This is a genomic window from Aeromicrobium sp. (assembly GCF_025965075.1).
GTDB lineage: Bacteria > Actinomycetota > Actinomycetes > Propionibacteriales > Nocardioidaceae > Aeromicrobium.
Genome location: NZ_JAOPXQ010000173.1, coordinates 1 through 16,437, shown reverse-complemented (window position 1 = coordinate 16,437; position 16,437 = coordinate 1). Strand labels below are relative to the sequence as shown.

General features: G+C 71.4%; 18 protein-coding genes. 3 read left to right on the top strand and 15 right to left on the bottom strand.

Going from position 1 to position 16,437, the window contains the following annotated elements; genetic code table 11:
- Nucleotides 1–102: 102 nt before the first annotated feature.
- From JWQ91_RS10635 to JWQ91_RS10625, 3 genes are all read right to left on the bottom strand, one after another.
- On the bottom strand, nucleotides 103–783 hold the full coding sequence (locus tag JWQ91_RS10635) for a hypothetical protein (protein ID WP_297783453.1): 681 nt from the start codon (nucleotides 781–783) through the stop codon (nucleotides 103–105).
- Complete coding sequence (locus JWQ91_RS10630; RefSeq protein WP_297783451.1) at nucleotides 780–1,190, bottom strand: helix-turn-helix domain-containing protein; 411 nt, start codon at nucleotides 1,188–1,190, stop codon at nucleotides 780–782. Before JWQ91_RS10630 ends, JWQ91_RS10635 begins: the two co-directional genes overlap by 4 nt.
- Nucleotides 1,191–1,269: 79 nt before the next feature.
- On the bottom strand, nucleotides 1,270–2,199 hold the full coding sequence (locus JWQ91_RS10625; protein WP_297783448.1) for an asparaginase: 930 nt from the start codon (nucleotides 2,197–2,199) through the stop codon (nucleotides 1,270–1,272).
- A 99-nt stretch (nucleotides 2,200–2,298) separates the two neighbouring features.
- Between JWQ91_RS10625 and JWQ91_RS10620 the strand changes: the two genes are divergently transcribed.
- Nucleotides 2,299–3,375, top strand: coding sequence for a mannose-1-phosphate guanylyltransferase (locus JWQ91_RS10620; protein WP_297783445.1), 1,077 nt, complete (start codon nucleotides 2,299–2,301; stop codon nucleotides 3,373–3,375).
- A 19-nt stretch (nucleotides 3,376–3,394) separates the two neighbouring features.
- Here JWQ91_RS10620 and manA read toward each other — a convergent pair whose 3' ends face one another.
- Together manA and JWQ91_RS10610 are read right to left on the bottom strand one after the other, a co-directional pair.
- Nucleotides 3,395–4,603, bottom strand: coding sequence for a mannose-6-phosphate isomerase, class I (manA, locus tag JWQ91_RS10615; protein WP_297783442.1), 1,209 nt, complete (start codon nucleotides 4,601–4,603; stop codon nucleotides 3,395–3,397).
- Nucleotides 4,604–4,653: 50 nt separating this feature from the next.
- Nucleotides 4,654–6,504, bottom strand: a complete 1,851-nt coding sequence (locus JWQ91_RS10610) for a DEAD/DEAH box helicase (protein ID WP_297783440.1) — start codon at nucleotides 6,502–6,504, stop codon at nucleotides 4,654–4,656.
- A gap of 272 nt (nucleotides 6,505–6,776) precedes the next feature.
- Here JWQ91_RS10610 and JWQ91_RS10605 point away from each other — a divergent pair, with 272 nt between their 5' ends.
- On the top strand, nucleotides 6,777–8,132 hold the full coding sequence (locus JWQ91_RS10605) for a polysaccharide biosynthesis tyrosine autokinase (protein ID WP_297783438.1): 1,356 nt from the start codon (nucleotides 6,777–6,779) through the stop codon (nucleotides 8,130–8,132).
- On the opposite strand, the gene JWQ91_RS10600 is transcribed toward JWQ91_RS10605, so the two are convergent.
- Genes JWQ91_RS10600 through JWQ91_RS10590 form a run of 3 tightly spaced genes read right to left on the bottom strand, consistent with a single transcriptional unit; the run spans nucleotide 8,129 to nucleotide 10,102 of the window.
- Complete coding sequence (locus JWQ91_RS10600; protein WP_297783435.1) at nucleotides 8,129–8,680, bottom strand: hypothetical protein; 552 nt, start codon at nucleotides 8,678–8,680, stop codon at nucleotides 8,129–8,131. The genes JWQ91_RS10605 and JWQ91_RS10600 overlap by 4 nt on opposite strands.
- Nucleotides 8,680–9,615, bottom strand: a complete 936-nt coding sequence (locus JWQ91_RS10595) for a glycine cleavage T C-terminal barrel domain-containing protein (RefSeq protein ID WP_297783432.1) — start codon at nucleotides 9,613–9,615, stop codon at nucleotides 8,680–8,682. Before JWQ91_RS10595 ends, JWQ91_RS10600 begins: the two co-directional genes overlap by 1 nt.
- Nucleotides 9,608–10,102, bottom strand: coding sequence for an FABP family protein (locus tag JWQ91_RS10590; RefSeq protein ID WP_297783429.1), 495 nt, complete (start codon nucleotides 10,100–10,102; stop codon nucleotides 9,608–9,610). The genes JWQ91_RS10595 and JWQ91_RS10590 overlap by 8 nt, the downstream gene beginning before the upstream one ends.
- Nucleotides 10,103–10,138: 36 nt before the next feature.
- Between JWQ91_RS10590 and dtd the strand changes: the two genes are divergently transcribed.
- Nucleotides 10,139–10,561 (top strand): D-aminoacyl-tRNA deacylase, encoded by a 423-nt coding sequence (dtd, locus tag JWQ91_RS10585; RefSeq protein WP_297783426.1) that lies wholly within the window; start codon nucleotides 10,139–10,141, stop codon nucleotides 10,559–10,561.
- Nucleotides 10,562–10,573: 12 nt separating this feature from the next.
- On the opposite strand, the gene JWQ91_RS10580 is transcribed toward dtd, so the two are convergent.
- The 7 genes from JWQ91_RS10580 to JWQ91_RS10550 all read right to left on the bottom strand — a co-directional run bounded on the left by JWQ91_RS10580 (nucleotide 10,574) and on the right by JWQ91_RS10550 (nucleotide 16,377).
- Nucleotides 10,574–12,364: a DUF4012 domain-containing protein gene (locus tag JWQ91_RS10580; RefSeq protein WP_297783422.1), complete on the bottom strand. Its 1,791-nt coding sequence runs from the start codon at nucleotides 12,362–12,364 to the stop codon at nucleotides 10,574–10,576.
- 22 nt (nucleotides 12,365–12,386) lie between these two features.
- Nucleotides 12,387–12,983: an LPXTG cell wall anchor domain-containing protein gene (locus JWQ91_RS10575; RefSeq protein WP_297783419.1), complete on the bottom strand. Its 597-nt coding sequence runs from the start codon at nucleotides 12,981–12,983 to the stop codon at nucleotides 12,387–12,389.
- Nucleotides 12,984–13,196: 213 nt separating this feature from the next.
- On the bottom strand, nucleotides 13,197–13,493 hold the full coding sequence (locus JWQ91_RS10570) for a DUF1416 domain-containing protein (RefSeq protein WP_297783416.1): 297 nt from the start codon (nucleotides 13,491–13,493) through the stop codon (nucleotides 13,197–13,199).
- Nucleotides 13,493–14,341 carry a sulfurtransferase gene (locus tag JWQ91_RS10565; protein WP_297783413.1) on the bottom strand — a complete coding sequence of 283 codons (849 nt, stop codon included), beginning with the start codon at nucleotides 14,339–14,341 and terminating at the stop codon, nucleotides 13,493–13,495. The genes JWQ91_RS10570 and JWQ91_RS10565 overlap by 1 nt, the downstream gene beginning before the upstream one ends.
- Before the next feature lie 61 nt (nucleotides 14,342–14,402).
- Nucleotides 14,403–14,843, bottom strand: coding sequence for a DUF4395 domain-containing protein (locus tag JWQ91_RS10560; protein WP_297783410.1), 441 nt, complete (start codon nucleotides 14,841–14,843; stop codon nucleotides 14,403–14,405).
- A 250-nt stretch (nucleotides 14,844–15,093) separates the two neighbouring features.
- Entirely contained in the window at nucleotides 15,094–15,519 is a 426-nt protein-coding gene (locus JWQ91_RS10555) for a thioredoxin family protein (RefSeq protein WP_297783407.1), read from the bottom strand.
- Between the two features lie 57 nt (nucleotides 15,520–15,576).
- Entirely contained in the window at nucleotides 15,577–16,377 is an 801-nt protein-coding gene (locus JWQ91_RS10550) for a hypothetical protein (protein ID WP_297783404.1), read from the bottom strand.
- Between the last annotated feature and the right edge of the window lie 60 nt (nucleotides 16,378–16,437).

Below are 16,437 nucleotides of genomic sequence, written 5' to 3'. Positions count from 1 at the left end.
GAGCAGCGCCCCGCCCTGGATCTCGAACATGCCCGAAGGCTACCGGTCCACGCGGCAGCGGCGAGCCCCCGTCACCGGGGACCCGCCTCTGCGTGGGCTACGTCAGGACTGCTTGGCGGCCGGGGTCTCTGAAGCCGGAGCCGGGGTCGCCTTCTTGGCGGCCGGCGTCGCGGCGGTGGCGGCGGGGGTGGCCGGGGTGGCCGGGGTGGCCTTCTTGGTGGCGGTCTTGGTCGCCGCCGGGGCCTTCTTGGCAGCGGTCGTGGTCGCCGCCGGCGCCTTCTTGGCAGCGGTCTTGGTCGCCGCCGGCGCCTTCTTGGCAGCCGGGGTCGTCTTCTTGGCCGGAGCCTTCTTCGCGGGAGCCTTCTTCGCGGCCGGAGCCTTCTCCGCGGGAGCCTTCCTGGCCGGCTCGGGCGTCTTCTTGACCGTCGTGTCGACCTTCTCGGCACCCTTGCGGAGCGTCGTCGGCGCCTTCGAGGTCACCTTGGTGACCTGCGTCTTGGCGTCGGTCACGAGCTGCTCGGCACGCTTCTGCGCCTCGTCGGCGAACTCACGGGCCTGCTTGGTGTAGTCCTCGACGCTCTTGTTGGCCTGGTCGACGAGCTTCTCGCTGCGCTTGGCCAGGTCGGCGTACGCGCTGGTGGCGGTGCCGAGGGCGGTCTGGGCGATGCCCTGGGCCTGCTTCTGCAGGTCCGAGACGTCGAGCTTCTTCAGCGTGTCCTGCAACGTCTTGACGTCGTCGACGATGGACTTCACCTGGGCGTTGATGGTGTCTGTGATGGTCATGGTTCCTCCTGGTTGGCTTCTGTCACGGTCGCGGCCAGCTCGCTGTCCGTTGCCTCGTCGGTGCCGACGAAGGAGCGATAGATGTCGAGCATCGCGGTCTTCTGACGCTCGGTGAGCCGCGGGTCGAGGGCGATGGCGTCCTCGACCATGCGGGCTCCGCTCTCGTCGGCATCGAGGATGCCGGCGCGGACGTAGAGCGACTCGGCGGAGATCCTCAACGCTTTCGCGATCTGCTGCAGGACCTCGGCCGACGGTCGACGCAGTCCCCGCTCGATCTGGCTGAGATACGGATTGGACACATCCGTGAGCTCGGCCAGCTGTCGAAGCGACATCTGCGCCTGACCCCGCTGCTCACGCAGGTAGTCGCCGAGTCCCTCGACGGTCTTCTGCATGCTCAACTTGGCCATGACTCCACCCTGCTTGCAATAGTTAGCAAATGCAAGCAGAACTGCTTGCGACCTGAGTCACAACTGACGTTTACACAGGTCAGAAGGTCGTACGGACCTCGCCGACCTGCTTGCCGCCGCCCAGGACGACGGGTCGCTCGTGCAGGACCGCGGCGTCCAGACCGGCCAGCTCGAGCACCCGACCCATCACAGAGTTGAGCGGCCGCTCGCCGCCGTCCTCGATCTTGAGTGCGTACGCCGACCCGTCCGGCAGTCCCGTCACGAAGACGCTCTCGGCGCCGGACTTCGCGACCAGCCCGGGGAACGCGCGCATCAGCGAGTGCTCCCACCGGGTCGTGCCGCTGACATGGTCGGGGTGCGCGACCATCGCGGCGACGAGCCGGGCCTCGTGGCTGCCCGGCGCCCCCTGCACGATGCGGCCCACGGCGCGGGCGAGCTGCTGCAGGGGCGTCGCGAGCAGCGGCGCCCCGCAGCCGTCGATCCCGATGACGGACGGCGGACCGTCGGTCAGCTCGGTGAACGTCGCGGTGATGAGGCGCTGGAGCGGGTGCTCCGGATCGAGGTAGGTGTCGGTCGGCCAGTCGTTGACGACGCACGTCAGCAGCATCGCGGCGTGCTTGCCGGAGCAGTCCATGCAGATCGGCTCGCGGACACCGCCGGCCCGCAGCCAGTCGGCGTGCACGTGCGGGTCGAGCGGGTACGACGGAGGGGTCTGCAGCGCGGACTCGTCGAGCTCGGCCAGGGCGAGGATCTCGCGGACGGCGGCCAGGTGGAACTGCTCCCCGGAGTGACTCGCCGCCGCGATCGCGAGCAGCCGGCCCTCGAGCGGCAGCCCGGCGCGCAGCATCCCCAGCGCCTGGATCGGCTTGTTGCTCGAGCGCGGGAAGACGACGGTCCCCGGATCGCCCCACGACCACACGACGTCGCCGCCCGGGTCGACGCCGACCGCGACCCCACGATGACGGCTCTCGACGAGCCCTGAACGCACCACCTCGGCAAGGACATCCACGCCGTCACTGTATGTCGTGCGGTCGGGGGTGCTGCAGCCATCGGGAAGGTCACACCGGCGACCGCCGTGACGGAGACGGCTCGTCGCTACCATGATGCGATGCCCGTGAGCCTCGAGTCGTTCCATGCCGTCATCCCCGCGGGCGGAGCCGGCACCCGCCTGTGGCCCCTGTCGCGGGCCGGTCGGCCCAAGTTCCTGCTCGACCTGGACGGCTCCGGCCGCTCCCTGCTGCAGCAGACCTGGGACCGGCTCCACGAGCTGATCCCGGCCGAGCGCATCCACGTCGTGACCGGAGCCGCCCACGCCGACGCGATCCGCGAGCAGCTGCCCGAGCTGACCGGGCTGTTCGTCGAGCCCTCCCCCCGCGACTCGATGCCCGCGATCGGGCTGGCCGCCGCCGTCATCGGTGCCAGCGACCCCGACGCGATCATCGCCTCGTTCGCCGCGGACCACATCATCGACGAGCAGGCGGCGTTCGCCGACGCGATCGAGCAGGCCGTCGCCGTCGCGCGGACGGGCCTGATCACGACGATCGGCATCACCCCCACCGGGCCCTCCACGGCGTTCGGCTACATCGAGTCCGGTGCGCCGCTCGTGGTCGAGGGCGCCGGCTCGGCCCGGGCCGTGTCGGCGTTCGTCGAGAAACCCGACGAGGCCACCGCGGTGGCGTACGTCGCGAGCGGCTCGCACAGCTGGAACGGCGGGATGTTCGTGACCCGCACCGACGTCCTGCTCGGCCACCTCGCCCGGCTCCAGCCGGGCCTGCACGACGGGCTGGTGGGCATCGCGGACGCCTGGACGACCGACCGTAGCCAGGAGGTCCTCGAGGCCGCGTGGCCGACGCTGACCAAGATCGCGATCGACCACGCGATCGCCGAACCGGTGTCGCTCGAGGGCGGCATGGCGGTCGTGCCGGGGACGTTCACGTGGGACGACGTCGGTGACTTCGCCGCGCTGCAGGACGTCGGCGCCGCGTCGTCGACCGACACCGTCTGGGTCGACTCCGACGGACTCGCGATCGCGGCCGACGGGACCACGATCGCCGTCATCGGGCTGCGCGACGTCGTCGTGGTCCGCACCGCCGACGCCCTGCTCGTGACGACCCGGGCCCACGCCCAGCAGGTCAAGGAGGTCGTGGCCGAGCTCCGCGGCCGCGGCCGCACCGACCTCCTCTGACCCGCCGACCCCGCTGGGCTCAGGCCAGGGGACGGACGCCGCCGGGGACGAGGATGTCCACCAGCTCGCCCGAGGCGGAGCCCGGGATCGGCGTGTAGGCCTGCGCGACCTCGCCGGTGCCGACGACGTGCAGGGCCCCGTCCTCGGGCCCGGCGTAGGCCGAGTCGCCGCGACCGAGCTTGAGGTGGTCGCCCGCGGCGTTGATCAGCTCGACCTCGCCACCCGTGCAGACGACGAGGCGCTGCCCGGCCGGCGGCAGGAGCGTGCCGCCCGGCTCGGCCTTGGAGCACTGGCTGACCGCGAGCGCGAACTCCTCGACGTCGGGGTTGAACACGTCGGTCGAGAAGCCGAACGGCTCGGGGGTCACCCGCGCGAGCCGGGACATCCCCTTGTCGAGGCACTTGACGAGCCCCTCGGGGTTGAGCGGCTTGCTCGTCAGCCCGGCGCGCAGGACGTTGTCCGACGACGCCATGACCTCGAGGCACATGCCCCGCAGGTGGGCATGGATGATGCCGGTGCCGAGGAACGCCGCCTCCCCCGGCTGCAGCGTCAGCCGGTTGAGCGTCAGCGAGATGATGACGCCGACGTCGTCGGGATAGAACTCGGCAACCTCGACGACCGTGGCGTACGCCCGCTTGACGTCGAAGCCGGCGTCCACGAGCTCGCGGCACGCCTCGACGACGGCCGCGATCTCGTCGGCGGCGACGCCGTCGGTCAGCAGCCGCTCCACGAGCCGGACGATCCCCGTGAACCCGGGAGCCGCGTGCAGCTCCTCGGCGAGGCTCCGGGCCAGCGGCGTCGCGATGCCGTGCAGGACCCGAAGGATCTCGGCGGTGGGCCGGAAGCCCACCAAAGTGTCGAACGTCGTCAGGGCGTAGGCCATTTCCGGCTTGTGGTGCGGGTCCCGGTAGGTCCGCTCCGGGGCGTCGACCGGCACCCCGGCGGCGTCCTCGGCGGCGAACCCGGCCCGGGCCATCGCCTCGTTGGGGTGCACCTGCAGCGACAGCGGCCGGTCGGCGGCGAGGATCTTGAGCAGGAACGGCAGCTCACCGGCGATGTCGACGAGCAAAGCCGGCTCGTCGGCGACGACGGTCGACGGTGCGAGCGGGTGCGTCCCCATCCAGATCTCGGCCATCGGGCCGCCGTCGGGCTCCTGGCCCAGGAACCGCGGGATGTCCGAGGACGAGCCCCAGTCGTAACGCCGCGAAACGTTGTCCAGCAGGAACATCCGTCACCTCGTCCTGATCGTCGGAAGACAGCCAGTCTAGTTTCGCGGACTCACTTGTGCCGGGGCTTTCGGGTCGGAGTGCCCTCGGAGGTCGCCGACTTGTCGTAGGGCTTCTTGCCGTACGGCTTCTTGTCGGCCGGCGCCTTGGACGGGTAGGGCCGCTTCTCGTGGGTCTTCTTCTCGTACGGCTTGCCCTTGCGGTCCTCGCGGGAACGCTTGATCGGCGGTCCCGAGTCGGGCTGCAGGTCGATGAGCTTGCCGGAGATGCGGGTGTTGGCCAGCGCCTCGAACACCGCGTCGGGCAGGTCCGCCGGGAGCTCGACCAGGGTGTGGTCCTGGCCGATCGTGATCTTGCCGAAGTCCGACCGCTTGAGGCTGCCCTCGTTGGCCAGCGCGCCGACGATCGCGGACGGGCCGATCTTGTGCCGCTTGCCGACCGCGACGCGGTAGACCGCGGCACCCTCGGCCGGCAGCCGGTCCGAACGCTCGTAACCGGCCGGCTTGGGCCGCGGCTCGAAGTCGCGGGCCCGCGCCTGGGCCTTCGGCGGGTCGGGCCGCAGGAAGAACTCCTTGTCGGCCTGGCTCATGACCGCCAGGGCCGCGGCGACGTCGGTCATCGAGACGTCGTTCTCGGCGGCGTACTCCTCGACCAGCGTGCGGAACGCGTGGAACTGCAGCGAGCCCATGCTCGAGGTGATGGCCTGCGCGAAGCGGCCGGTGCGGCGCTCGTTGACCTCCTCGGCGCTCGGGACGCTCATCTCCTCGACGGGGCGACCCGACACCTTCTCGATCGCTGACAGCATGCGACGCTCGCGCGGCGTGACGAAGAGGATCGCCTCGCCGGTGCGGCCGGCGCGGCCCGTGCGGCCGATGCGGTGGACGTACGCCTCGGTGTCGTGCGGGATGTCGTAGTTGATGACGTGCGTGATGCGCTCGACGTCGAGGCCGCGGGCGGCGACGTCGGTCGCCACGATGATGTCGATCTGCCCGCCCTTGAGCTGGGCGACGGTGCGCTCGCGCTGGGCCTGGACCAGGTCGCCGTTGAGGGCGGCGGCGGTGTAGCCGCGGGTGCGCAGCTTGTCGGCGAGCTCCTCGGTGGCGGACTTGGTGCGGACGAAGACGATCATGCCGTCGCCGGTCTCGACCTCGAGCAGGCGCGTCAGGGCGTCGACCTTGTGGTGGTGCGAGACCTGGATCCAGCGCTGGCGGACCGTCGCGGTCGACGTCGTGGCCTTGGGGGTCGCGATGTCGACCGGATCGTGCAGGTACTTCTTGGCCAGGCTGCGGATCATCTTCGGCATCGTGGCCGAGAACAACGCGACCTGCTTGTACTCGGGCGTGTCGGCGAGGATGCGCTCGACGTCCTCCGCGAAGCCCATGTTGAGCATCTCGTCGGCCTCGTCGAGGACCAGGAACTCCAGCGCCGTCAGGTCGAGGCTGCCGCGCTCCAGGTGGTCGATGACCCGGCCGGGGGTGCCGACGACGATGTGCGCGCCCCGCTGCAGGCCCTGCAGCTGGAAGCCGTAGCCCTGGCCGCCGTAGACCGGCAGCACGCGGATGCCGGGCAGGTTGACGGCGTACGTCGTGATGGCCTCGCAGACCTGGAGCGCGAGCTCACGGGTCGGGGCCAGCACGATCGCCTGGGTCTTGCTGTTCTTGGGGTCGATCTTCTGCAGGATCGGCAGCGCGAACGCCGCGGTCTTGCCGGTGCCGGTCTGGGCGAGGCCGACGACGTCCTTGCCCTCGAGCATCGTCGGGATCGCACGGGCCTGGATCGGGGTCGGCGTCTCGTAGCCGAGCGACGACAGCCGCTCGACGAGGACGTCGATCAGGCCGAGGTCGGCGAAGTTGGGGACGGCGGGAACGTCGGTGGGCTGCTCTGTGGACAGTTCGGTGCTCATGGGTGCTCCTGGATAGACAGCGCGGGACCAGATCGGTCGAATCCCGTGCAACCTGTCGACAGCCACATGCATGCCTGGGTCGTGAGGGAACGAGCGCGCTCACCTTCACGGTATCGGTCGACCCCGGGTTCGGTGAAACCCGCGGAGGGTGTGATGCGCCTCAGTACGCCCCCGCGTAGCCGCATACGGGCCGTGGGCGGGTGCCGCATACCGTAATCTGGGCGCACCGATCGCCCGCCAGGGTCGAGGGCGAGGGCCAAGGAGATCATCACGTGCTGAAGACGCTGTTGCGGCGGTGGCCATCGATCCTCGTGCTGGCGCTGGTGGGGGCCGGCGTCGCCGCTCTCGCCACGTCGCTCGCGACACCGCGCTACGCCGCCCACACCGACGTGCTGATCTCCCCGCCCGACGCCAGCAGCACCTCGGCACCGGCCGAGCGGACCGTCGAGTCGTACGCCCACGTGGTCGACGGTCGCGGCATCGCGACGGTCGTCGCCGACGACCTGGGCACCTCGAACGGCATCGGGGCCCTCGACGACGACCTGACCGCAGCGGTCGTTGAGGACACCTCCGTCGTGCGGATCACCGCGACCCGCGACAGCGCCGACGACGCCGCACGGGTCAGCGAGACCGCTGCCGCCGCGTTCCTGACCTGGGTCAAGGCACAGGACACCAGCCTCATCGCGACCGTCGTCGAGAAGGCCGACGTCCCGTCGGCCCCGTCGAGCCCGCACCGGGGCCTGTGGATCGCGCTGGGCGCACTGATCGGGCTCGCGGTCGGCATCGCCGTCGCGGCGCTCCGTCAGGCCCGCGACACCGGGATCCGGGTCCCCACCGACCTCGAGCAGGTTGCCGGCGCGCCGGTCCTGGGCGCCATCGCGTACGACCGGGCGGCGATCCAGACCCCGCTCATCACGTCGCTCGGCACGCACCACCCGCGGTTCGAGGCGGTCCGGATCCTGCGAACCAACCTGCAGTTCCTGGACATCGACCGCGACCGCCGCGTCATCACCATCACGAGCTCGGTGGCCGGCGAGGGCAAGTCGACGACGGCCTGCAACCTGGCGATCGCGCTGGCACAGACCGGCACCCGCGTGGCCCTCGTCGAGGGCGACCTCCGCCGGCCCCGGGTCGCGGAGTACCTCGGCATCGAGAAGTCGGTCGGGCTCACGACGGTCCTCGTCGGACGGGTCACGCTCGACGCCGCGCTGCAGCCGACCGGCACGCCGGGCCTCGACGTGCTCACGAGCGGCGCGCTGCCGCCCAATCCGTCCGAGATCCTGCAGACCGACGCCATGCGGACGCTCGTGTCCGAGCTGCGCCAGCGCTACGACATCGTCCTGATCGACGCTCCCCCGCTGCTGCCGGTCACCGACGCCTCCCTGCTGGCGTCCCTGTCGGACGGCGCGATCCTCGTCGTCAGGCACGGCGAGACCGGTCGTGAGGCCGTCACGTCGGCGGTCCGCCGGCTGGAGTCGGTCGGCGCCCGGCTGCTGGGCACGGTCCTCAGCATGTCCCCCGTCAAGGAGCTGTCCCGCTACGGATACGGGTACGGCTACGGGTACGGCCCGGAGTACTTCGCGCGGGCGGCCGGCGAGAAGGTCCGCGGCGGGGCCCGGAGGGGCTAGGTGCGGACGGGCTCGGGGCGCAGCGCGTTGAGCCGGTCGCTGATCGTGGCGACCCCGGCGGCGATCTGGTCGGCGACGGCCCGGTGCACGTCGGGGCCGCGACGGTAGGGGTCCCCGATGTCGGCGTCGGACGGCGCGAGGCTGCGGCGCAGCGCCGCCTGAGCGACGAGCTCGCGTGGGGTGGTCGCCTCGACCAGCCCGGTCAGGGCGGCGAACTCGACGAGGGTGAACGTCCGACGCAGCGCCTGCGGGTTGACCGCGAGGATGTCCGAGCGGTGCGCGCGGGTCGCGGTCACGACCAGATCGGCCGAGTCGACGAGATAGGAGTCGATCGCGTGCGAGCGGAAGTCGTCGGCGGAGTGGCCGAGCCGCAGGAGCTCCATCTGCGCCATGGTGTCCATCGGCTGCTGGTCCCAGCCGCGGACCCCGGCGCTGGCGACCTCGAACCGGGTCTCGTCCAGCTGCGCGCGCAGCAGGATCTCCATGAGGGGCGAGCGGCAGATGTTGGCGGTGCAGACCGTCAGGATCGCGAAGCGGTGGGCCGTCATCAGGACAGCACCGGGCGCACGTGCAGGCCCGCCTCGGGGTCGACCAGCGCCTCCTGGGCCGCCGACACGCCGTCGGCCAGCAGGGTCGCGCCGACGTCGACGTTGCGCTTGACCAGGGCGAGGGCGATCGGTCCGAGCTCGTGGTGGCGTGCGGCGGTCCCGACGGTGCCGACCTGCTTGCCGTCGAGCGTCACCTCCGCGCCGTGCGGGGGCAGGTGGTCGACCGAACCGTCGAGGTGCAGCAGCACGAGCCGGCGCGGGGGGCGGCCCAGTGTGTGCACGCGGGCGACGGTCTCCTGACCGCGGTAGCAGCCCTTGTCGAGGTGCACCGCGACACCGAGCAGCCCGGCCTCGTTGGGGATCGTCCGATCGTCGGTGTCGAGCCCGACCCGGACGCGCCCGGCCTCGATCCGCAGGGCCTCCCAGGCCCACAGCCCGACCGGGTCACCCAGCTCGGCGGGCAGGTCGACCAGCGAGGAGCGCGGCACGATGCGCCACGTCTGCCCGGGCAGGCCGATGACCGCGTGCTCGTCGGAGACGAGGGCGACCTCGACCCGGAGCATGAAGCGCATGCGGTCGAGGAACGCGACGAGCGCCGCACCGGCACCCGGCTCGGTGTGCGCCCAGAACGTCTCGCCGTCGTCGACGCCGGAGAAGCCGTGCTCGATGCGGCCCTGCGGCGACAGCAGGAGGACCTCGGTCGGGACTCCCGGGGCGAGGTTCTCCAGGAACTGGGTCGTCAGGGAGTGCAGCCACGACAGCCGGTCCGGGCCGCTGATCGTCACGACGTCGCGGTGGGACATGTCGACGAAGGTCCCGCCGTCGACCAGGCGGCGCTGCTCGGCTGAGATCGCGCCGTAGTGCGCTGCGACGCCACCGTCGGGGGCATCGCCCTTGACGGCACCGTGCAGTGCGAGGAGTGGGCTCTCAGACACGTTGCAGTCGCCCCCACAGGTGGGACTGCATCTCCTGGCCCTCGGCGGCCATGTCGTAGGCGTACATCAGGTCGCCCTCGACGAGCCCGTACATCCGCTGTCCCGCGGTGTACTCCTTGGCCGTCGACGTGCGGGCGACCAGATCGGTCGCGAGCGTCACGCGCGGGCCGTCGACCTCGCCGTACCAGATCTCGGCGTAGCCGGTCGGGTGCGCCAGGACGAGCTCGAGCTGGCCCTCGCCGGCGGGGCGCAGGAAACCCGTCTCGAGGGCACCGGGGCGAATCCGCTCACCCGCCTCGTCGGTGATCCAGGTGCGGCTGAAGTAGTGCAGGAACGGCCGGGTGTCGTGCGCGAAGACGACGTCCTGCTCGTAGGAGAACGGCTCGATCGTGGGGTAGTCGCCCTGGCCGTTGCCGTGCCAGCTGCCGAGGAGCCACACGACCGGCATGAGGTCGGGGTGGAGGTCGGACGGGATCTCGAACGGCATGATCTCCACTCTACTGGCGGCCACTAGGCTCGGCGCATGAGAGCGGTGGTGCAGCGGGTCACACGGGCGCGGGTCGACGTGGGTTGCGAGACCGTCGGCGAGATCGGCACGGGCCTCATGGTGCTGCTGGGCGTCACCCACGACGACACGGCCGAGGCCGCGACGCGGCTGGCGGCCAAGATCTGGAACCTGCGCATCCTCCGTGACGAGCGCTCTGCCGAGGAGGTCGGTGCGGGGATCCTCGTGGTCAGCCAGTTCACGTTGTACGGCGACACGCGCAAGGGGCGGCGCCCCACCTGGACCGCGGCGGCTCCCGGTGCGGTCGCCGAGCCGCTCTACGCGGAGTTCTGCTCCGCGCTGCGCCGGCTCGGCGCGACGGTGGCCGAGGGCGTGTTCGGCGCCGACATGCAGATCACGCTGACCAACGACGGGCCGACGACGCTGGTCCTCGAGGTCTGACCGGCGGCCGGCTCACGAGCACGCGCTGGGGACCGGCACGTCGTTGCGGGTCAGCTGCACGCCGGGCGTCGTGGACAGGATCGCCGGCCGGTCCTGGCCCTGGCCCGAGATCATCGACGTCGTGATCGTGTGGGTCCGGCCGGGCTCGACCGTCAGCAGCACCTTGGTCACGTTGCGCCCCTTGAGGGAGTCCGCGTAGACCGTCTGGGGCTTGCCGTCCAGCTTCACCTCGGTGAACCCGCCACCGTACGGCGCGATCAGCCGGACCAGGAGCCGCATCGTCCCCCGCGGCGTGTAGCGACCGTCGCCGGTCACCGAGGTCGGGAGCTTGGCCGCGTTGTCCGGCGCGTTGGACCGCAGGGTGGTGGACGTGACGATCTCCTGCACATCGCCGGTCAGGCACCGCTGGGAGGTCGCGGTCGTGGTCTGGTCGAGGTAGTACTCCATCTTGGTGGAGGCCGCGTCGCCCAGGTAGACCCCGACGTGGGGGGTGCGCCCGTCGTCGCCCGCGAGCGCGCCGGACAGCCCCGTCGTCGCGATCTCCCGCTGCTCGGCGTCCTTCGCCGACCACACCATGAGGCGGTTCTCGGCTGCCGCCTGCACCAGCCCGCTGACGACGAGGCGCGCGTCGCCCTTGCCGGCCTTGACCGCGTCGAAGATCGCCCGGGCCGCGATCTTGAAGACCTCGTCCTGCTGCGCCGGCTCGAGCAGGAGGTACGTCTTGCTGAGCATCGCGTCGACCGCGGTGGCCTGGTCCAGGACGACCCCCTGCCCCAGCGACACCGGGCCCGTCCCGCCGAGCAGATAGCTCATCGCGACGGGGTCGACCGAGATCACACCGTCGACCTCGGTGTCGAGCCCCTTCTTGGCCAGGGCCGTCGCGATCTGGCCCGTGCGCGGGAAGTCCGGCGTGACGTTGACGTCGCGGATGTCCTTCACGAGGGTCGTCGGGAACGTCGTCGCCTCGTCGTCGGTCATGGGCACGGCGGGGCTGCTGAGCTGCGGCAGGTCGGCGTAGCCGCCCTGCCTGCCCATCGACAGTCGCCCGTTGCGGGCCGTGACGATCGCGAACGAGCCCGGGATGCCCCCCGTCGAGCGCACCTCGGCGTTGTTCTGGATCAGCAGCAGGTAGCGGCGGGTGCCCCGCTCGCCCAGCATCGGCGGCAGCAGGCGGGACGCCAGCTCGCTGGCTGCCGTGGCGTCGGCGGCGCCATCGATCTTGGCCTGGACGTCCCCGACGGGTCCGCGCAGCGGAACCAGGAGCGAGCCCACGTCGATCGTGGCGAGCGTGTGATCGGCGGTGCTGAGGGCCTCCTCGGCCGCCGCCAGGGAGGGCGCGATGCGGCGCACTGCGGCCAGGTCGACCGTGCCCCGCTGCGGGCTGAACGTCTTGAGGTTGATCTGCTTGGCGAGCTTGACGACCGGCGGGAGCGCCTCGGTCGTGACCTGGTCGGCCACCCGTGCGACGGTCTGCACGGCGGCGATGTTGCGGCCCAGGAGGGGCATGCTCGCGCCGACGTCCCACAGCATGCCGTCGGTCATCGCGCGAGCCCGCTCGGTCGACTCCCGCAGCCCCAGCAACGTGGACCGGGCACCGGCGTCGTCGCCGGCCACGACCTGGTTCTGCAGCAGCTCGGCCTGGTTGGCGGCGAGCCGCAGGGACTGCGTCGCCCGCCACGCCTGGAAGCCGAAGACGACCAGCAGCAGGACCAGCACGCCCAGCAGCCCCAGGAGGACGCGGTCGCGGGAGATCTTGCGGTACCAGGGCCGACGGCGGCGACGAGCGTACGACGCTGACCTCACGACGCGCTCGACGCCCGGGAGCTCAGCGGGCCGAGATGCGCCGGCGGGCGACATACGTCAGGCCGCCGCCGACCAGGAGCAGCCCGCCACCCGCGACGAGGATCCACAGGTTGGAGCCGCCGGTGTCGGGCAGCGCCCCGTTGTCGGCCGCGGGGACGGCCGCCCCGCGCGGGAGCAGGGTCACGACGGCGGAGGCCGAGGCCTCCTGCGCTGCTGCCTGCAGGACGTCGCCGCTCCCGGTCGAGAAGAACGCCGGGCTCACCTGGTTCGACGTGACGATCTCGGCCGAGACGGCCGGGACGTCGTCGTCGTACTTGCACAGGGCTGTGACCGGCGACTTGTACGTCTTGCTGACGACCTTCGTGTCGAACGTGCCCGAGATGGCATCGCCCGAGCCGGTCTGCGTCTTGGCGCCGACAGACTGCTCATAGGTCACGGTCCAGTCGCACTCGACATCGGCGGAGGCGGTGTAGTCGAACGTGTCGCCGCCGTAGATCACGGAGTCGGGGATCGTGATGACGACGTTGGGCGAGTCGGGGTAGGCCTGTGCCGCGCCGGAGGAGAGCAGGGTGGCGGCGCCGGCCACGAGGGCGGCGGCGGCGAGCCGAAGTGTGATCATGCATGACTCCCAGGGGCTACGAGGTGGCGTCCCCCGGACGGTCGGTGCACAGCTTCGCTCGCACCGACCCAGGGTCCACCCCGTTCAACGACCGTGGGAGCCCGTGGTTACGCCCTGAATAGCAGGGCGTACCGGGGACCGTCGCCGAAGACGACGAAGCGGGATGCGCCCGGCCGGAGCCGGGCACATCCCGCGACGTGTCGGGGGTGGTCGTCAGACCGCGACGGCGACCTCCGCGACGACGCCGGTGGCGGCCGTCACGGCGTTGTCGACCGACACCGACCGCGGCGCCAACGTACGCAACGTCCAGTCGCCGGGACCGGCGAAGAACCGGAACTGGCCCGTCGCCGAGGTCGGGACCTCGGCGGTGAACTCGCCCGTGCGATCGAGCAGACGGACGTACGCGTTGCCGACCGGCTGGCCGTCACGCGTGACGACACCCTGGATGACGGCCTGGTTCTGGACGTCGACGCCCTCGAGCGAGGGGCCGCCCTTGATCGCGCCGCACATCAGGCGACACCCGGCTCGTCGCCCAGGGCGACGGGCACGCCGCGCAGCGAGCCGTACTCGGTCCACGAGCCGTCGTAGTTCTTGACGTTGTCGTGGCCCAGGATCTCCTTGAGCACGAACCACGTGTGCGAGCTGCGCTCGCCGATGCGGCAGTACGCGATGGTGTCCTTGGCGTCGTCGAGGCCGGCGTCGGCGTAGAGCGCCTTGAGCTCGTCATCGCTCTTGAACGTGCCGTCGTCGTTCGCGGCCTTGCTCCACGGGACGTTGCCCGCGGTCGGGATGTGACCACCGATCTGGGCAGCCTCCTGCGGCACGTGCGCGGGGGCCAGCAGGCGGCCGGCGAACTCGTCGGGGCTGCGGACGTCGATGAGGTTCTTGACGCCGATCGCCTCGATGACCTCGTCGCGGTACGCGCGGATCGACGTGTCGGCCTCCTTGGCCGTGTACGTCGTGGCGGGACGCGCGGCGACGTCGGTCGTCAGCTCACGGCTGTCGAGCTCCCACTTCTTGCGGCCGCCGTCGAGCAGGCGCAGGTTGTCGTGGCCGTAGTACTTGAGGTACCAGTACGCGTAGGCCGCGAACCAGTTGTTGTTGCCGCCGTAGAACACGAGGGTGTCGTCGTTGGCGATGCCCTTGGCCGACAGCAGCGCCTCGAGCTTCTCCTTCGAGACGAAGTCGTGACGGACGCCGTCCTGGAGATCCTTCTTCCAGTCGAGCTTGACGGCTCCGGGGATGTGCCCCTTGTCGTACGCCTCGACGTCCTCGTCGACCTCGACGAGGACGATCTTGGGGTCGTTGAGGTTCTCCTCGACCCAGTCTGCTGTGACGAGCGCAGATTCGCGGCTCATGGTGTACCTCCGTTGTGCCCGGGTGGGCGTTGGTTGTGACGTGTGGTTGACGGTGTGGTCTTCAGGCCCCGGCCGGCGCGAGCCGGCGCAGCGCCAGGTAGAGCTCGCAGCCGAGGCACAGGCCGATGGCGGCGTTGAGGACGGCCGCCACGAGGGCGAACGCCGTGGCGACGAGTGCGGCCGTCGTGGCTCCGGCGAGGAGCAGGACGAGCGCGACCGCGGTGAACGTCAGGCCCACGACCTGGGCGAACCGCGGCGGGCGGGAGTCCTCGAGCGCGGCCGGCGGACCGATCCGGGGACGGACGAGCCGGGCGAACGCGATCGCGTACGGCGACCGCTGCAGCCCGATGAACGCGGCGACGGCGAACACGGCGACCTGCACCGCGAGCAGCACGATCCGGACGGGCTCCGACGGGATCGCCAGCACGAGCGCGAGAACGACCGCGGTGATGCCCGCGACGAATCGCAGACCGCGGGGGTCCACCTGGGTGGGCTGGGACATCATGCTCCTGCGCTGGAGGCACAGCCGGGTCGTGCCGGCGAGTGCGGGGACTGACGGACTACTGGTGGGGTCAGCGCATTCGACACAGCGACGAGCGCGTGCGGCAGTTGTCCACTGCACGTCGGCGCGTCAGGTGTGTCGTCCGGAACATGAGTCCAGAGTAGAGACCTCGAGGGTGGGACACACGTCGATATCTCAACATGTGGATGGTCGTCCCACATCGTGGCACGAACCGCGGCATTGCAGGGGATCAGCCGGGACTTGCACCCGCCCGATCGAGCGCCGCCAGCACCTGGTCGCGCCGCGGCAAGCCCGAGGCGCGCGTCGAGACGGCGCCGTCGGCGTCCAGCACCAGCACCGTCGGGGTCCGCATGACGTGCAGCTCGCGGACCAGGTCGAGGTGCGCCTCCGCATCGATCTCGACCGTCACGACACCGTCCAGCCGGCCGGCGATGTCGGTCAGCAGCGTGCGCGTGGCTCGGCAGGGGCTGCAGAACGCGCTGGAGAACTGGACCAGCGTGGCCCGCTCACCCAGCGGGGCGCCGATCTGCTCGGGGGTCAGGACCTCGCGGTCGTCGGCGGGGCGTTCGGCGAAGCGACCGTTCTTCCACCGCATCAGCACCGCGATCACCACCGTGACCACTGCGGCGGCCAGGAGGATCAGCAGGCCTGTCATGCCCGGAAGTCTACGGGTGGGGCCCCGCGGGCCGTCGGGTCAACCGCGATGCGGACCTCAGGCCGCGGTCACGAGCTGACCGCCGAGATAGGCGACGGGCCCGACGAGGGCGATCGCCATCGCGCCGGGGAACCCCCAGGCGACGGACGGGTGGGTCCCGTGCCCTCCGACGGTCCGCGCCACGACCTGGCCCACGACCGCCAGGATCGCCGCGGCCGCGCCGACCAGGACGCCGAAGTAGGCCGTCATGATCGAGTCGACCGCCAGGACGACCGCGGCTCCGGCCGCCGCGCCGGCAAGCGTCGCGAGGCTCAGGCAGATCCACCGGTCGACCGGCAGCATCCAGGCCAGCAGGCCCGCGCCGACGCCGGCCGCGGCCACCGCGACGCACGCGGCGCCGCCGATGGACTGCGCGGCACCGATCCAACCGATCGCGAGCACGGCCGTGGCGCTGAGCAGGACGGCGTAGCCGACCGACTGCACCAGGTCGGTCCGCCCGTCCCGGCGGAGCATCTGCGCGACCAGCGCGACGAACACCGCGGCGGCGACGCCCGGGATCGCGCCCGCGAAGACCCCCGTGTCACTGATCCCGATGACGTCCGTGGAGGTGCCGTCGGCGCCCGTCAGCAGATCGGGCTCGAGGGACAGGGCGGTGGCCACGACCCCGGCCACCAGGACCGGGACGAGTCGCGGCGACGCGATCGCGATGCCCGCGCGGTCGACCGGGCCGGGCCCCACGGCGATCAGCACCTGGACCAGCAGCACCGCGACGCCCACGAGCACGGGGTCGGTGTAGGCCGCGAGGGTCATGACGCCCGCCAGCGCGAGGGAGAGCAGGGTCGGTCCGAGTCGGGGCACCCCCGCATGATGCCAGTTGCGGGTCATCCCCCCGCGAACGGCGGCAGGAACTCGATGCTG

Coding starts and splice junctions, on each gene's coding strand:
- JWQ91_RS10555 (WP_297783407.1), bottom strand. CDS start 15,519: ATGACAGGCCTGCTGATCCTCCTGGCCGCCGCAGTGGTCACGGTGGTG.
- JWQ91_RS10570 (WP_297783416.1), bottom strand. CDS start 13,493: ATGTGCGGCGCGATCAAGGGCGGCCCCTCGCTCGAGGGCGTCGACGTC.
- JWQ91_RS10620 (WP_297783445.1), top strand. CDS start 2,299: ATGCCCGTGAGCCTCGAGTCGTTCCATGCCGTCATCCCCGCGGGCGGA.
- JWQ91_RS10630 (WP_297783451.1), bottom strand. CDS start 1,190: ATGGCCAAGTTGAGCATGCAGAAGACCGTCGAGGGACTCGGCGACTAC.
- JWQ91_RS10560 (WP_297783410.1), bottom strand. CDS start 14,843: ATGTCCCAGCCCACCCAGGTGGACCCCCGCGGTCTGCGATTCGTCGCG.
- dtd (WP_297783426.1), top strand. CDS start 10,139: ATGAGAGCGGTGGTGCAGCGGGTCACACGGGCGCGGGTCGACGTGGGT.
- JWQ91_RS10635 (WP_297783453.1), bottom strand. CDS start 783: ATGACCATCACAGACACCATCAACGCCCAGGTGAAGTCCATCGTCGAC.
- JWQ91_RS10600 (WP_297783435.1), bottom strand. CDS start 8,680: ATGACGGCCCACCGCTTCGCGATCCTGACGGTCTGCACCGCCAACATC.
- JWQ91_RS10590 (WP_297783429.1), bottom strand. CDS start 10,102: ATGCCGTTCGAGATCCCGTCCGACCTCCACCCCGACCTCATGCCGGTC.
- JWQ91_RS10610 (WP_297783440.1), bottom strand. CDS start 6,504: ATGAGCACCGAACTGTCCACAGAGCAGCCCACCGACGTTCCCGCCGTC.
- manA (WP_297783442.1), bottom strand. CDS start 4,603: ATGTTCCTGCTGGACAACGTTTCGCGGCGTTACGACTGGGGCTCGTCC.
- JWQ91_RS10565 (WP_297783413.1), bottom strand. CDS start 14,341: ATGAGCCGCGAATCTGCGCTCGTCACAGCAGACTGGGTCGAGGAGAAC.
- JWQ91_RS10575 (WP_297783419.1), bottom strand. CDS start 12,983: ATGATCACACTTCGGCTCGCCGCCGCCGCCCTCGTGGCCGGCGCCGCC.